Below are 14,636 nucleotides of genomic sequence, written 5' to 3'. Positions count from 1 at the left end.
ACGATAAGTACGATGATGGCGTCGATTGATGGCTTCAGAAAAGTGTGTCTGGCATTGTATTTACACCGGTAATGAAGGTGCGTCGTCAAAGGTTCAAGAAGTTCCTTGTTTCTTCCAGGCTAAATATCGGGTCACCAAACCGGTCCCCAGGTCTGAGGGTCTTTCATCCATCACCAGAACTCCCTGAGCCTTCAATTGCTCATGGAGTTCTGCCCGGGCATTCAGGTAATCCACCGTCGCGCAATAGGTCAGTGCATCGTCCAGCGTCTGCACTGGGCGTTGGCGTAGGTCGTCCAACACGGTTTCCCGCAGGCTCGCTACCAATACGCGATGTTGCAGGCTCAGGCGTTTAACGGCAGTCAGCAGTTCTTCATCATCCTCATCCCGCAAATTAGTCACCAGCACCACTAATGCCCTGCGTTTTTGCCGAGCGAGCAGTTGATTGACGGCGGCCGGATAATCCGCAGGACGTTGCGTGCTATCGAGATCGTAAACACTGTTGAGCAACACCTTGAGCTGCCCTGAGCCTTTGACCGGTGCGAGATAACGCGGCTGATCGCTGGCGAAGGTGCTCAAACCCACCGCATCGCCCTGTCGCAGCGCTACATAACTGAGCAGCAAGCAAGCATTCAGCGCATGGTCGAAATGCGCCAGTTCGCCATCCTGACTGCGCATCCGCCGACCGCAATCAAGCATGAAAATAATCTGCTGATCGCGCTCGTCCTGATACTCGCGAGCAATCGGCGTGCGGTGCCGGGCGGTGGACTTCCAGTCGATCTGGCGCAGGCTGTCGCCTTCGCGGAATTCGCGCAGTTGATGAAATTCCAGGCCTTGGCCGCGACGTTGGCGTTGGCGCACGCCGAGCTGGCTGAGCCAGTTGTCGACCGCCAGCAACTGGCCGCCATAGAGGCGGGCGAAGTCGGGGTAGACGCGGGTGTGATCCGTGATGTCGATCAGGCGTTTGCCTGACCACAGGACCAGGGGGCTTGGCAGATTAATTTCGCAGTGTTCGAAGCTGAAATGGCCGCGCTTGAGTGGGCGCAGGCGATAGCCGATCAGGCTGCGTTGGCCGGGTTGCAGCTCGACTGACAGCGGCAGGTTTTCGAAGCTCAGGCCATTTGGTACGTGGTCGAAGATCTGGAGGGTCATGGACTGAGCGAAATCGTGTTCGACCTCCAGCCGCACTTCGCTCCAGCGACCAAGCGCCAGACTGCCGGGCATCTGTCGTTGCACGCGCGGCGAGGGCAGGCGTTTGAGGCGGATGGCGTCGAGCGTCGCCAGCGCCAGCAGCGCGAGGAGCAATCCCCAGTTGATCGACAACAGGCTCGAAGGCACCTCGACATCCAGCGCCTGCAAAGTGCCCAGCACAATGCCGATGACCAGCAGGACCGCCAGCCAGATCAACAGCAGGCGCGAGGGTTTCACAGACGCGGCGCCGGGACTTGATCGAGCAGTTGCTTGAGCACCTGATCGACGTCCAGCCCTTCAATGTCCAGCTCCGGCGCAATGCGCACCCGATGGCGCAACACCGCCAGGGCGCAGCCTTTGATGTCATCCGGAATCACGAAGTCGCCACCGCGCAACAAGGCTCGTGCCCGAGCGCAGCGCACCAGCGCGATAGAGGCACGCGGCCCGGCGCCGAGGGTAAGGCCTGGCCAGGTGCGGGTGGTGCGGGCCAGGCATACGGCGTAATCGAGGACCTGATCGTCAAGCGGCAGATCACTGGCAATGCGCTGCAAGGCCAGTACGTCTTTGGCCTGCAACACGGTGCGCAACGGTTGCACGTCGAGCATGTCAGCCCGGGTCGAGCGGCTGACCTGGCGGACCATGTTCAACTCCTGATCGGCGTCGGGATAGTCCATGCGCACCTTGAGCATGAAGCGATCGAGCTCGGCTTCGGGCAGTGGATAAGTCCCTTCCTGTTCGATGGGGTTTTGTGTGGCGAGCACCATGAACGGTTGCACGATGGGCAGGGCGCGCCCTTCGAGGGTGACTTGGCGTTCCTGCATGGCTTCGAGCAGCGCGGCCTGGGTTTTCGCCGGGGCGCGGTTGATCTCGTCAGCGAGCAAAAGGTTGGTGAACAATGGGCCTTTGCGCAGTTTGAACTGCTCGGTTTGCAAGTCGTAGACCGCGTGCCCGGTCACGTCGCTGGGCATCAGGTCGGGGGTGAACTGGATGCGTGCGAACTCGCCACCGAAGCAGCGGGCGAGGGCGCGCACCAACAAGGTTTTGCCCAACCCCGGCACGCCTTCGAGCAGTACATGGCCGCCAGCGATCAGGGCGGTGAGGACGTCGTCGATCACTGTGTTTTGGCCGATCACGGCTTTCTGCAATTCGGTTCGCACCGCCTGGGCCAACTGACTGGCGCGCTGGCGTTGCTGGGCGGCGTGGGATGGCACGCCGGGCTCGATCTGTTCACTCATAGCGTGTTCCTCAAGGTTTGCAGGTGGGCGACCTGACGGCTGAATTCAGCGCTGGACAGCCGCTGTTTCGGTCGCGGGCTCATGGCCTGGCTGATAGCGCGTGTGGGTTGGCCGGTCAGGCGGGCAAGCACCAGCCATTGCTCGGCAACGCCGAGTTGTTCGAAACCGGGATGACGGCGCCGCACACGACGCAGGATGTCTTGCTGCAAGGCTTGCAGCAGGTGCTGCTGCCCGTTGCGGCGCAACATGAAATCGGCGCTGGCGCGCAGGTGTTCCTGAAGTTGCCGGCGACCTTTCGGCGCAGGTTCCAGCAGCGGACCATTGCGCACTCCGACATGCCAGAGCGCAAGACCGATCAGGGCGATGAGGGCGACCAACGCCTGAGGGAAATTACGCAGGAGCAAGGTCAGCAGACTGTCGTGATCGGTGTTGAACAGCAGGGTCACGCTCGTGTCGGCGGTCAGGTACCAGAGCAGCCAGGCGTTGTCGTATTGGTCGATGGCCGGGGTTTTCCACAGGTCGGCGTCGGTGACCACGGTGATCGAACCGAGCCCGTGGTTCAGCTGCATCATGTGCGTGGCCTTGCCACTGTTGGCCCAGGCTTGCGCGAGGTTTTTCGGGTCTTCGAGATGGAACGCGGTATCGAAACTGGCGTAGGCCGGCGCGTCTTCGTCTTCCAGGTACAGCTTGGTCAGTTTGGGGTAAGGGTCGTCGCGAATAGTGGGCGGCGGGTCCTTGAGGTCTTTGCTCAGCGACTGGTGCAACTGCACTCGGTCGAGCAGCAGATCATTGCTCTGGCCGGTCTTTTCATCCCAAAGCGACTGGGCAACAAACAACAGGCGCCCGCCGGCCCGGGTCCAGTTCATCACTTGATCAATCTGGCGCGGGGTCATGTTGTAGCGGTCGCCGAGCAACAACAGGCTGTGTTGACGCGGATCGAGGGTGGGCAGGATATCGAGGCTGTTGGCGTGGCTGACGGTCAGGCCCTGTTTGCGCAGGAAATGCGCTGCGGCCAAATAGGGATTGGCCTGGGCTTCGGGGGATGGACCGTGATCGATTTCTGCCTGATAGGGCGTGGCCTTCAGGTACAGATAAACACTCAGCACGCACACCAGCACGGTGATGAATACGCCGACACAAAGCCACAACCGCCGGCTCAACGGGGCGCTCCCGGGCCGAACAATGTTCGCCAGCCGTCACAGAGTTCCTGTTGCAAATGCGCGGGTGGCAGGCGATGCCCATAGGCCATATTCTGCCAGTGCCCGGTCAGGTTTTTGCTGAAGGCCAGCAAGGCCGGTTGGTGCAATTGCTCGATGCGTTGCAGCACCTCGCCTTCTGTGTCGGCGGGTTTCAGCGCTATGTTTTGGTCGTGCAACAAGTGACTGAGCAGGGCGCGATAGAGCAACCCGAGGGCAGCGCGCGGGTTGGTTTGCCAGAGACTTTCGGCGCTGGCTGCAATGTCAGCGGGCAGGGTTTCGCGATTCAGGTCCAGACCGAAAGCTTGCTGCAGCAATGGTCGTGCGACTTTACGGTTTAACGCCGGCCGACGGCTGACGAACGCCTGCAACCAGTCGCGGTAACGCCAGATCAGCAAGCCGATGGCACCCATCACGGCGCCCCACAGCAGCACTTCAATCAAGGTGGCGAGAAAGCCGAAACGCTGGCTATCGAACAGACTGGCCAAGGCCTTCAACCATTCAGGTGTTTTCCCGTCATCCGGTGTTTGGGTGTCGGGTTTGTCTTCGCCAAACCGATAGCGGGTCACCGTTTCCTTGTTCTTGAACGGGGGCTGATCGAGAATTTTCTTGATGCTGTCTTTGGACGCCTGGCTGGTCAGCGGTTGATCCAGCAGGCGTGGGCTGTCCGGCGTGATCACCGGCTCGTCGGCCCAGACGTTTGGTGCGGCCGGCACCAGCAGTATCGCGGCCAGCAGCAGCGTGACCGCCGTGGTGTTGAGGCGTTGGCGCAATCGGCGGAATACCAATTCGATATCCCAGGCCTCCAGCACCGTGCGCCGATTCAGATAAAGGCTGAAGCCGCAGGCCACATAGATCGGTTCCCAGACAATCAGCACCAGCACGTAAAAGGTATTGGTCAGGTGTTCCAGCCATCGCCAGTCCTGTGTGGCGGCGGTGATCAAGGTCTGCCAGCTCCAGTCGAGTTCGACCTGTTGCGGCAAGAACATATAGAACAGCACCATCAGGCCGATCCATAACGCGCTTTCCAGATGCACGCCGATGATCGTCAGCCACTGCGCCGCGCCGGCGTTGCGCTGTAGCAGCACCCGCAAACGCTGTTGTCTTGCCTGCCCACTCAGCCCTTCGAGTTGCACCACCGGCATCACAAAACTGCGGCTCAGGCTCAGCCGTCGCCAGGTCAGGCTGGCCAGCAGTTGTGGCTTGAGCAGGTGCGGCCATTGGCGCAACGCCTGTTTCAATGTGGGCGTTTCACCGAACATTACTTTGGAAAGAATGTACAACGGCAGTCGCTCGAACGCCGGTTTCAGCCACCAGAAGATGAACACGGCGAGGGAGGGTGAATCCCACAGAATCAAGGTGAGCAGGGCGAAGATCGGCAAGGTGACGATGGCCCAACTGGTCATCAGCAATCGTCGATGGCGCTGGCTCAGCAGCACGCCCAGGTCCATGGCTTCCCAGGTTGTGCGCGGGCGGATCACGACCGTGGCGTCACTCAGGCGCATGGCGGGTTCGTCCGGCAAACAGCAGATAAGTCGCCACCAACAACCAAAGCGCCGCGCCCACCAGATATTTGGTCATGGGCGCCGGCGCGGTCATCGACGACCAGTAGGCTTCGATAAACGCGGCAATCAGCAGAAACAGCATGACGCCGCAGATCAGCAACACGCTTTTGCGTGCCGCCAGTCGCAACGCTTCGGCGCGGGGCAGGCGTCCCGGTGCGATCAATGCCCAGCCCAGTTGCAGACCGGCAGCACCGGCCAGCGCAATGGCGCTCAGTTCGAACGCGCCGTGACCGATCACGAATGACCAGAAGGTTTGCCCGTAGCCGATGTGCGTCAGGTGCCCGGCCACCGCACCGATCATCAAGCCGTTGAAGAACAGGAAAAACGCGCTGCCCAGACCAAACAGCAAACCGCTGGCGAAGGTCTGAAAGGCGATACCAATGTTGTGCATGATGTAGTAACCGAACATCACCCAGTCTTCACTGGCGGCGCGTTCCGCCGAACGCCCCAAATGACCGGCGACCGGGTCGTACATGCTCTGCATCTCGTTGACCTGCTCGGCCGGGATCAGGTTGTAGACCAGGTCCGGGAACAGATACACCAGCAGCGCGAAGCCGATCAGGCTGCCAAAAAACATCAGGCCGGCGGCGAGCACAAAGCGCCATTGTTCGCGCACCAGGCGCGGGAAGTCGGCAAGGATAAAGCTCAGTAGGTTGGCGCCCAGTCGACTGCGATGCCGATAAAGCTGTTGATGCCCTCGCAGCACGTGTTGCTGCAAGAAGTCGATCAGGAAACTGCTGTAGCCGCGTTCCTGAGCCAGTGCCAACTGTTGGCAGAGCCGTCGATAGTCTTTCGGGAAACTGGCGATCCGTGAGGTTTCCTTGCCTCGCTCCAGTTGTTCGAGCATCAGGGAAAACTGCTCCCATTCGGCCTTGTGGCGATTTTCGAAAAGGCTTTGCTTCATGCGGGCCCCAACAAGCCACGGGCGATGCCGTTGAGTTCCGCCACGGCGCGTGGCGCGGAGACCTGCAACGGTTGGGCAAGGATGGACGCAAGTTCGTTCGTCCGCGCTTCGGAGAGTTCGCCCTGGCGTTCGGCAAACCCAAGAATGGCGCGTTGTTCGAGCAGCGTCAGGGCAAAGGCCGGGCGCCGAGGCTGGACGTCGGGCAGTTGCGGTCGGGTCAACGGTTGTTCGCGGTAGATTACCAGCGTGCCGGCGGCCAGGTCGCCGAGGCGTTTGAAGGTGGGGTGTTGCAGGCAGCTGATGGCCCCGAGGAAGTAGCCAAACGGCAACAGGTCGACGAATCGCAACAGGTTGCGCAACAGCGAAGCGGACCAACTAATCGGGGTACCGTCGTCCTGCACCACCCGAAGGCCCATCCACTGTTTGCCCGGCGAGCGGCCCTGATTGAGCACCTCGAACAGCACCATGTACCACCAGCTCACCACGAACAGCAGAATCGAGCCAAGCCCAGCACCGAGTTTGCCGAGAAACGCCAACACGATAAACAGCAGGCCCAGGATCAACCCGCGCAGCCCGAGATCGATGGCGAACGCCAGCGCTCGAACCATCAACCCGGCCGGGCGCAGTGGCAAGTCGATGCCTTCCGGCGTTTCGACTTGATACCGCGTATCCAGTGGCGCGGACAGCGTCGCTTTCCTTGGCAGTGCTGTGGTCTCGAGCATGGGCAACCTTAATGTGGCCTGTTCGGGATTCGATGTCCGGCCGATGCTAGCAGCCTCTCGGGGGAAAACGACATAACTATGTATTGCACGGTAAGTGGCCAGAGGTGGTTGAATGACGAGATTACTGGCCGGGGCGGGATGTGAACGCCTAGACTTCGCCGATCTTCAGTTCAGGAATAGCCCGTGACCTCTATCTTCTGGTACGACTATGAAACCACTGGCATCAACCCCCGTTGCGACCGCCCGCTACAAATGGCGGGGATTCGCACTGACTTCGATCTCAATGAAATAGACGAGCCGGTCAACCTTTACTGCCAGCCCAGTGAAGATATCCTGCCCCATCCGGCGGCCTGTGCGATTACGGGTATTACCCCCGGCCGGCTGGCCGAGCAGGGCCTTAGCGAAGCTGATTTCATGACCCGGGTGCATGCCCAACTCGCTGCGCCCGGTACGTGTGGGGCGGGGTATAACACGTTGCGTTTCGACGACGAGATGACCCGTTACAGCCTGTACCGAAACTTTTTTGACCCCTACGCGCGCGAGTGGCAGGGCGGTAATAGCCGCTGGGACCTGATTGATGTGGTGCGTGCAGCGTATGCCTTGCGCCCCGATGGCATCGTTTGGCCGAAGGACGACGAGGGGCGGGTTACGCTCAAACTCGAACGACTGACCGCCGCCAATGGCATTGATCACGGAAATGCTCACGAAGCACTGTCGGACGTTCGCGCCACCATCACCCTGGCGCGTCTGATCCGGGAAAAACAGCCGAAGTTGTATGACTGGTTGTTTCAGTTGCGCGGTAAACAAAAGGTGATGGATCAGATTCGGCTGTTGCAGCCAATGGTGCACATCTCCGGGCGATTCTCGGCGGCACGCAATTATGTCGGTGTGGTGCTGCCCCTGGCCTGGCATCCGCGCAATAAGAACGCTTTGATTGTCTGTGACCTGCACCTGGATCCTCAGGGCTTGCTCGATCTTGACGCCGAAACCTTGCGCCAACGGCTGTATACCCGCCGCGATGACTTGGCCGACGGTGAGTTACCGGTGCCGCTCAAACTTATCCACATCAACAAATGCCCGGTGGTGGCGCCGTTGTCGGTACTTCGATCTGAAGATCAGCAACGTTTGGGGTTGGATATGTCGCTCTACCAAGAGCGTGCGCTGCGGCTAAGTGACGCACAAAAAGTTTGGCGAGATAAAGTTCAGGCGATTTATGCCAGCGAAGATTTCACCTCGAGCCAAGACCCTGAGCAACAGTTATACGATGGTTTTATCGGTGACCGGGATCGGCGTCTATGTGAGCAAGTCAGGTCTGCCGACCCTGCTCAATTAGCGCAACAACAATGGCCTTTCGATGATGAACGCTTGCCTGAATTATTGTTTCGATATCGCGCCCGCAACTTCCCCGATACGTTGAGTTTCGAAGAGCAAGAGCGCTGGCGAATATTCTGTCAGCAACGTTTGTCAGCACCCGAATGGGGGGCGCCCAATACGCTGGACACTTTTGTAGAGGCCGCCGCCCAATGGAACATTAGTGCTACATCGTTTCAGCGGGAGGTGCTGAATGAATGGCAGAATTATGTCCAGGGATTGCGCAAACGATTGAATCTTTGAAAACGAACATGTCCGGTGCTGAATGCCAGGCATAAAAAAACGCCAGCATCTGCTGGCGTTCTTTTTTTTGTCGCGGATGAGTCTGCGACAAGCTCTGCGGCTTAGCCCAGCAGGGTAGCCCAGCCTTCAACCACGTCACCGCCCCACTTGGCTTTCCACTCTTTCAGAGTTTTGTGGTTGCCACCTTTGGTTTCGATGACTTCGCCGTTGTGCGGGTTTTTGTACTGCTTAACTTTGCGTGCACGCTTGGTGCCGGTAGTTTTTACTGCACCGCCGCGTGGCGCTTTGGTTTTGGACTCTGGATCCAATAGCGCAATGATGTCACGCAGAGACTTGGAGTATTCGCCCATCAGGGTGCGCAGTTTGCCTTCGAATTCCAGCTCGGTTTGCAGTTTGTCGTCTTGGGACAGGTTCTTCAAACGGGCTTGCAGCTCTTTGATAGCTTCTTCGGTGGCGCGATATTCGTTGATCAAGGACATGAGGACTACCTTATGTTGGGGCGCTGGATGGCAGGTGACAGTGCGGCAATAATAGTCAGGGTGTTTCATCAAGTAAACATTAACCGGAGTTTTATTTAAATTAGTTACGGTGAATAGGGCATAAATTGCAGGTGCAGTTAAATAGTGTGATGCAGTCATCACAGATACTCACAATTAGGCACTTGAAGATGGGCAGCAGGAGCACCATCGCGCGGGCAGTGGGTGCCGGCAAAATCTCTGTCGCCCACCTTTGTGCCGGGCAAGGCGTCATCAATACTGCAGTTTTGCTGCGCAATCGCTAGAATGGCCGCCTTTGCGAAGTTCTGGAGTTTGACCCTCATGCGCACTTTTCGGCTGGTGATTGCTTGCCCGGACCGCGTCGGCATCGTTGCTAAAGTCAGTAACTTTCTGGCGTCACATAACGGCTGGATCACTGAAGCGAGCCATCACTCGGACAATCTCAGTGGATGGTTCTTCATGCGTCACGAAATTCGTGCCGATTCGCTGCCTTTCGGTATCGATGCCTTTCGCGAAGCGTTTGCACCGATTGCCGAAGAGTTCTCTATGAACTGGCGCATCACTGATACCGAGCAGAAAAAGCGCGTGGTACTGATGGCCAGTCGCGAGTCTCACTGCCTCGCCGACTTGTTGCACCGCTGGCACAGTGATGAGCTGGATTGCGAAATTTCCTGCGTTATTTCCAACCATGACGACTTGCGCAGCATGGTCGAGTGGCACGGGATTCCGTATTACCACGTACCGGTCAATCCGCAGGATAAAGAGCCGGCCTTCGCCGAAGTATCGCGCCTGGTCAAACAGCACGATGCCGAAGTGGTCGTACTTGCCCGTTACATGCAAATCCTGCCACCCGAGTTGTGCAGCGAATATGCTCACAAGGTCATCAACATTCATCACAGCTTCCTGCCGTCGTTCGTCGGTGCCAAGCCGTATCACCAGGCATCGATGCGGGGCGTGAAGTTGATCGGCGCGACTTGCCACTACGTGACCGAAGAGCTGGATGCCGGTCCGATCATCGAACAGGACGTCGTTCGCGTCAGCCACAGCGACAGCATTGACGACATGGTGCGTTTCGGTCGGGACGTCGAGAAGATGGTGCTGGCCCGTGGTCTGCGTTATCACCTGGAAGATCGGGTGCTGGTGCACGGCAACAAAACCGTTGTGTTCTGATAGCCTGCTGCTGATCGTTCCCACGCTCTGCGTCACTAGTGTCCGGTAAACATGCTTCATAGCGGAAGGCTGCCTTGGGCAGCCTTCAACTTTTCTCGCTCCTGCCTTCGTCGATCCCTCAATACTGGGGTTTCGGGTCGTTCAAACAGGACATGAACTATGCGAACCGTCAGCTCGAACAACGAGCCGGTAAATCCTGAGCGACGATGGAATATTTGCAGTAACAGATAGCTGATCAAGGCACTGTAAATCTGCAAACGCACCGCATTTTCGGAGTAGGCATAAAAGCGTTTGAGCTTCAGATGTTGTTTGATCCACTTGAAAAATAGCTCGATCTGCCAACGATCTTTGTACAAGGACGCGATTTCTTCAGCTGTCCTCGTGAAGTCGTTGGTCACCAGAACTAATGGGGTCGCATGCCCCTCGCGCTCAACCACGACGCGTCTTACCGACTTTTCCCAGTAGTCGTTCAGGCGTTTGCCGGCCAAATGTTTTTTGCCAAACTGGACAACTTCATCGGTCATGACCGAGCTTTGCTCAGTCACGGTCGAGTGCTCATGCAGCACTTTGATATTGGCGTTTTTCTTCAGGCGGGTGACGAAAAAAGCACCTTTGGTCTGCAACTTGTGCCACCAGTTGTAATCGCAGTAGCCCTTGTCGAAAACATACGTCATGCCGGCCTGGATCGGCATTTCCAGTGCATCGCTCAGGTCGTTGACGTTGGCAGGCGTAATGTTCACGTACACCGGGGCCAGTTGCGCCAGATCCAGCCCGACATGCACTTTGAGGCCTTGGGTGATGCGGGTTTTCGTCGCGGCTGTCCAGCCATCGAAGTGAGGTCCGCGCAAGCTGATCGACGTGGAGTCAATCAGGCTAACCATAGCCCCGACCTCCTTGCGCTGCTGGCGGCTGACGGCGCTCATCAGGTACCCGCAAAGGTCCTGTAATGGCCGGTAGTCACGCTTGTTCAAGGCATCGGACATTGTCGAGCGGGCAATAGGGCCGGCTTTGAGATGGTAGCTATGCGGGCCGAAATTTTCGGAGATAGTCGCCAAGGACCGCAGGCTTGAGGCTTGGGTCAAATGGCCGCTGATCAGTGTTACCAGCAATTGCCAGGTCGTGCAGCGTTTGACGTAGCGATCAGCTTGGTGTGTTTCGATGGATTGCTGGAAAAACTGGCGCGGGATCGCACTGAGTAGTTGGGTTAAACGGGTGCTGGAAAACATAAGTCAAAATCGAGTCTGAAAAGTCCGATTATGCCTCACAGCCGCCAACAGCAAGGGGGAGCAAGCTCCCCCCTCGTGTTTTACCGGACACTAGTGACGCTCTGCGTGGGAATGCATCCCGTGACGCTCTGCGTCACTTCCCAACAGCAGACGCGGAGCGTCCATGGCGGCATTCCCACGCGGACGGTTCGACGCCTCGACGTGGGAACGATCTGGGTAAATAGAGGACATGACCATGGCCGATCCACTGGGCAAAGCCACTTCCAGGGCCCCCGCCACGTTGGGGGAGGGCTGTCTGAGTCGCTACGACCCGGATGACATGAACCCCGAAGACGGTACGGAGTTTCCCGGTGCTGCCGAGTTGTGGGATCAGTTGCAGCAAGAACCCGACGACAAGCCTACGCCTGCTTGAATTTCATCAACTTCTTCAGCAGCGGCCGCCCGAGCATCAGCAAAAACACCGGGCCACCCACCACCAGGTAGAAGTAGTAGGTCACCGCCCGCCAGATCAGAATCGCCGCCGCCGCGGTGGATTTCCCCACCATCGGTGCCAGCAGCGCCGCCGAAGTCAACTCCGCTGCCCCGGCACCGCCCGGCAACAGGCTGAATTGCCCCGCGCTCAGCGAAAGCATCTGGATCAGAAAACTCCAGGCCCACTGCAAATCCGCCCCTAGCCCGCGCAACGCCAGATACAACACGCTATAACGCAGGACCCAATGCAGGCAGGTCAGGGCAAACACCGTAATCAACGTCTGAAAGGGCAACTTCAGCGTGTCAGCAAAGGCTGCCAGGAAGTGCAGGAGTTTTCGCGCCCAGCGCAGGCGCGTGGTGGTTTTGACATTGAGGCGAGCGAGCAACCGACCGCTCAGGCGAATCAGCATTCGATGGTAGCGGGCGACCACCACACAACTGAGCAACCCGCCGAACATCGAAATGGCGCTGACGGTCAGCAGCCATTCCATGCGTTGGCTGAGGTGCTGGAACAGCGCATAGATCAAGATCCCACTCAGCGCGCAGAGAAAAAACAGTAAATCGCTCAGTTGATCCATGGCAAACACGGCGCTGCCTCTGGCCGGACGCACGCCATTGCGCGCCAGTAGCGCCATGATGGTCAGCGGGCCGCCGCTACCGCCGGGGGTGGCGCAATAGGCGAATTCGGCGGCCATCACCACCCCGAGACTTTTGAGCGGGCCCACTTTGTCGCGCTGATCCCCTAGCAACAGGCGCAAGCGCATTGTGTTCAGCACCCAGCACAGCAGGATCATGCCGAACATGATCAGCAACCATTTCAGCGGAAAGCTTTGCAGTCGATACCACGTTTCGTTACCGCCCAGCAGCGACGGAATCAACACTGCAGCGAGCAGCGCGACGAGCAGCAGAATCCCGCGACTCATGCGGCGCGACCCATACGGTCACTTTGCAGCGCCAGCCAGTGTGCCTTGGTCATCGGCACTCGTCCCTCGTCGAGTAAGCGCTTGAGGGTTTGTAGCCAGTAAGTGCGCGAGAACTCATGGCGCATATCGACCGGGTGCAGGCCGAGACGAATCACCGGTGCGTGCCGCCAGCGTTGTTCGCGTTGATGGCTGACGAGCTTCGACACCCCCCGGCGCCAGGCACTTCGCGCACTCCAGACCAGGCCTGGAGCATCAACTGCGGTGAAGTCCGGCAGACGATACAGATGCTGCGGATCGCTGGTGTAATTCAGGGGTAACTGGCGCAAGGCCTGGCGCGTCCCTTCGCTCATCAACCAGGCCGGGGCGACAAAACCCTCCAGCGGCCAGTGATAACGGTGGAACACTTCGATGCCGGCCCGCAGGCGGGCAAGGGCGGCTTCTTGAGACAGGCTGTAAAACTCGCCTTCGTGGGTGTAAATCCGGCGCATGAACCAGTCTCGTGGCGTATTGGGAGTGGGCTCTTCATCGCAATGAAAGTACCCGTGCAATGCCAGTTCGTCACCTCGGGCGATACGGCTGGTGAGCAAACGTCGAAATCCCGGATGCTCCTCCAGATCATTGTGCTTGTGCAAATTCGGCACGACCAGCCAGGTCATCGGCACCTCGCCCAGGGCGTCGACGGCTTCGACAAAGGGTTGATAATCGGCCCAGGTTTGCGGTGCGACGTCGTGCAGAACGAGTAACAGGCTGGGCGGGTTCATGGGCTCAACCATTGGCGGTCAGCGGCCAGTGGCTGCCGAGTACGGCGTGATAATGCCCCAGCAGGCTGTTGACCACCGTCTCCCAAGAGTAATGGCGCTCGACATGGCCGCGGGCCTGTTTGCCCAAAACGACGCTGCCCGAGCTGAACAGTTCGCGGACCGCGCTGGCCATCGCCAATGGATTATTCGGCGGGCAGAGCAGGCCGCATTGATCGGTGATGATTTCCTGAAAGGCCCCGGCCGCCACGGCCACCACCGGAATGCCACTGGCCATGGCTTCAAGAATCACCAGGCCGAAGGTTTCCTGATCGCCGGCATGCAGCAGCGCATCGGCGCTGGCCATCAATCGCGCCACGTGTGCCGCCGGACAGAACTCACCGACCACGGTGACGTTGTCGGGCACTGCGGCCGGCATCGACGAACCTACCAGCAACAGGTGATAGCGTCGGCCCAGGCGTTTCATGCAGTCGAGCAGCACCGGCAGGTTTTTTTCCTTGGAACCGCGCCCGGCGAAGATCAGCAAATGAGTGTTTTCATCGATGCCCAATTCGGCCCGCAGGCCCGGGTCTCGGGCATTGGGATGGAAGGTGTGCAAGTCGACGCCCAGCGGTTGAACGAAAACGTTCTTCACCCCCAGCCCGATCAGTTTGTCGGCCATGACCTGGCTTGGCGCCAGAACCCGATCGAAGTTGCCATAGAGCTTGCTGACATAGGCTTCGACATTGGTTGTGACCCAGTTGCCCATGCGATTGCTGACCAGCAGCGGCAGGTCCGAGTGATAAAAGCCTATGACCGGGACATCGAGTTGCCGCCGGGCGTCGAGGGCCGCCCATGCGGTGAGGTAGGGATCGCCGACCTCGATCAGGTCGGGCTGTAAGTCTTGCAGAACATTGCGCCAGGGCGCGAGACGGAGGGGAAAGCGATAGCCTTTGCCGAAGGGCAGGGCGGGGGCCGGAACCGTGTAAACGCCATCCTGTTCACTTAAGTAAGCCCCAGGGATCAGCAGACTGTGGCGAATGCCCGGCTTGATGCTCAGGCGACGGTGTTTTGCATCCAGATAAGTGCGCACGCCACCGCTGGCAGGGGCGTAGAACATGGTTATGTCAGCGATATGCACGATGAACATCCCTCCGGGTCCGTTGTGCTCCCTTGGTTGACCTTTAT

Annotated in this window: 14 protein-coding genes; 3 read left to right on the top strand and 11 right to left on the bottom strand. The window is 58.8% G+C overall.

Annotated elements, in window-relative coordinates; translation table 11 throughout:
• Positions 1-93: 93 nt before the first annotated feature.
• Genes ACYZT5_RS17995 through ACYZT5_RS17970 form a run of 6 tightly spaced genes read right to left on the bottom strand, consistent with a single transcriptional unit; the run spans position 94 to position 6,810 of the window.
• On the bottom strand, positions 94-1,425 hold the full coding sequence (locus ACYZT5_RS17995; protein WP_462046749.1) for a DUF58 domain-containing protein: 1,332 nt from the start codon (positions 1,423-1,425) through the stop codon (positions 94-96).
• Positions 1,422-2,423: an AAA family ATPase gene (locus tag ACYZT5_RS17990; RefSeq protein WP_462046748.1), complete on the bottom strand. Its 1,002-nt coding sequence runs from the start codon at positions 2,421-2,423 to the stop codon at positions 1,422-1,424. The genes ACYZT5_RS17995 and ACYZT5_RS17990 overlap by 4 nt, the downstream gene beginning before the upstream one ends.
• A complete protein-coding gene (locus ACYZT5_RS17985) occupies positions 2,420-3,583 on the bottom strand; it encodes a DUF4350 domain-containing protein (protein ID WP_462046747.1) in 1,164 nt (387 codons plus the stop codon). Before ACYZT5_RS17985 ends, ACYZT5_RS17990 begins: the two co-directional genes overlap by 4 nt.
• Positions 3,580-5,124: a DUF4129 domain-containing protein gene (locus ACYZT5_RS17980; protein WP_462046746.1), complete on the bottom strand. Its 1,545-nt coding sequence runs from the start codon at positions 5,122-5,124 to the stop codon at positions 3,580-3,582. The genes ACYZT5_RS17985 and ACYZT5_RS17980 overlap by 4 nt, the downstream gene beginning before the upstream one ends.
• The gene (locus ACYZT5_RS17975) at positions 5,111-6,088 is read right to left on the bottom strand and encodes a stage II sporulation protein M (RefSeq protein WP_462046745.1); all 978 of its coding nucleotides are present in this window, start codon (positions 6,086-6,088) and stop codon (positions 5,111-5,113) included. The genes ACYZT5_RS17980 and ACYZT5_RS17975 overlap by 14 nt, the downstream gene beginning before the upstream one ends.
• A complete protein-coding gene (locus tag ACYZT5_RS17970) occupies positions 6,085-6,810 on the bottom strand; it encodes an RDD family protein (protein ID WP_462046744.1) in 726 nt (241 codons plus the stop codon). The genes ACYZT5_RS17975 and ACYZT5_RS17970 overlap by 4 nt, the downstream gene beginning before the upstream one ends.
• Before the next feature lie 183 nt (positions 6,811-6,993).
• Between ACYZT5_RS17970 and sbcB the strand changes: the two genes are divergently transcribed.
• Positions 6,994-8,424, top strand: a complete 1,431-nt coding sequence (sbcB, locus tag ACYZT5_RS17965) for an exodeoxyribonuclease I (protein ID WP_462046743.1) — start codon at positions 6,994-6,996, stop codon at positions 8,422-8,424.
• Between the two features lie 101 nt (positions 8,425-8,525).
• Here sbcB and mvaT read toward each other — a convergent pair whose 3' ends face one another.
• Positions 8,526-8,903 (bottom strand): histone-like nucleoid-structuring protein MvaT, encoded by a 378-nt coding sequence (gene mvaT, locus ACYZT5_RS17960; RefSeq protein ID WP_007933316.1) that lies wholly within the window; start codon positions 8,901-8,903, stop codon positions 8,526-8,528.
• 339 nt (positions 8,904-9,242) lie between these two features.
• Between mvaT and purU the strand changes: the two genes are divergently transcribed.
• The gene (gene purU / locus ACYZT5_RS17955) at positions 9,243-10,091 is read left to right on the top strand and encodes a formyltetrahydrofolate deformylase (protein WP_074879520.1); all 849 of its coding nucleotides are present in this window, start codon (positions 9,243-9,245) and stop codon (positions 10,089-10,091) included.
• 56 nt (positions 10,092-10,147) lie between these two features.
• Here the strand turns inward: purU and ACYZT5_RS17950 are convergent, their stop codons facing one another.
• Positions 10,148-11,317 carry an IS4 family transposase gene (locus tag ACYZT5_RS17950; RefSeq protein WP_462046742.1) on the bottom strand — a complete coding sequence of 390 codons (1,170 nt, stop codon included), beginning with the start codon at positions 11,315-11,317 and terminating at the stop codon, positions 10,148-10,150.
• A 235-nt stretch (positions 11,318-11,552) separates the two neighbouring features.
• On the opposite strand from ACYZT5_RS17950, the gene ACYZT5_RS17945 reads away from it, so the two are divergent.
• Complete coding sequence (locus ACYZT5_RS17945; RefSeq protein ID WP_462046741.1) at positions 11,553-11,729, top strand: hypothetical protein; 177 nt, start codon at positions 11,553-11,555, stop codon at positions 11,727-11,729.
• Here the strand turns inward: ACYZT5_RS17945 and ACYZT5_RS17940 are convergent.
• The 3 genes from ACYZT5_RS17940 to ACYZT5_RS17930 are packed head-to-tail and all read right to left on the bottom strand — an operon-like array spanning position 11,716 to position 14,598.
• The gene (locus ACYZT5_RS17940; protein ID WP_462046740.1) at positions 11,716-12,711 is read right to left on the bottom strand and encodes a lysylphosphatidylglycerol synthase transmembrane domain-containing protein; all 996 of its coding nucleotides are present in this window, start codon (positions 12,709-12,711) and stop codon (positions 11,716-11,718) included. The genes ACYZT5_RS17945 and ACYZT5_RS17940 overlap by 14 nt on opposite strands.
• Positions 12,708-13,484, bottom strand: coding sequence for a DUF2334 domain-containing protein (locus ACYZT5_RS17935; RefSeq protein ID WP_462046739.1), 777 nt, complete (start codon positions 13,482-13,484; stop codon positions 12,708-12,710). The genes ACYZT5_RS17940 and ACYZT5_RS17935 overlap by 4 nt, the downstream gene beginning before the upstream one ends.
• Complete coding sequence (locus ACYZT5_RS17930) at positions 13,477-14,598, bottom strand: glycosyltransferase family 4 protein (protein ID WP_462046738.1); 1,122 nt, start codon at positions 14,596-14,598, stop codon at positions 13,477-13,479. Before ACYZT5_RS17930 ends, ACYZT5_RS17935 begins: the two co-directional genes overlap by 8 nt.
• Between the last annotated feature and the right edge of the window lie 38 nt (positions 14,599-14,636).

It is taken from the genome of Pseudomonas sp. LB3P14, from assembly GCF_054898045.1.
The sequence above is the reverse complement of the archived record's forward strand: the minus strand, read 5'-3'. Positions and strand labels throughout refer to the sequence as shown.

Excerpts from the sequence above, each read along its gene's own strand:
- purU (WP_074879520.1), top strand. The coding sequence starts at position 9,243 with ATGCGCACTTTTCGGCTGGTGATTGCTTGCCCGGACCGCGTCGGCATC.
- ACYZT5_RS17975 (WP_462046745.1), bottom strand. The coding sequence starts at position 6,088 with ATGAAGCAAAGCCTTTTCGAAAATCGCCACAAGGCCGAATGGGAGCAG.
- ACYZT5_RS17980 (WP_462046746.1), bottom strand. The coding sequence starts at position 5,124 with ATGCGCCTGAGTGACGCCACGGTCGTGATCCGCCCGCGCACAACCTGG.
- ACYZT5_RS17945 (WP_462046741.1), top strand. The coding sequence starts at position 11,553 with ATGGCCGATCCACTGGGCAAAGCCACTTCCAGGGCCCCCGCCACGTTG.
- ACYZT5_RS17940 (WP_462046740.1), bottom strand. The coding sequence starts at position 12,711 with ATGAGTCGCGGGATTCTGCTGCTCGTCGCGCTGCTCGCTGCAGTGTTG.
- ACYZT5_RS17935 (WP_462046739.1), bottom strand. The coding sequence starts at position 13,484 with ATGGTTGAGCCCATGAACCCGCCCAGCCTGTTACTCGTTCTGCACGAC.
- ACYZT5_RS17990 (WP_462046748.1), bottom strand. The coding sequence starts at position 2,423 with ATGAGTGAACAGATCGAGCCCGGCGTGCCATCCCACGCCGCCCAGCAA.
- ACYZT5_RS17970 (WP_462046744.1), bottom strand. The coding sequence starts at position 6,810 with ATGCTCGAGACCACAGCACTGCCAAGGAAAGCGACGCTGTCCGCGCCA.
- ACYZT5_RS17930 (WP_462046738.1), bottom strand. The coding sequence starts at position 14,598 with ATGTTCATCGTGCATATCGCTGACATAACCATGTTCTACGCCCCTGCC.
- ACYZT5_RS17950 (WP_462046742.1), bottom strand. The coding sequence starts at position 11,317 with ATGTTTTCCAGCACCCGTTTAACCCAACTACTCAGTGCGATCCCGCGC.
- mvaT (WP_007933316.1), bottom strand. The coding sequence starts at position 8,903 with ATGTCCTTGATCAACGAATATCGCGCCACCGAAGAAGCTATCAAAGAG.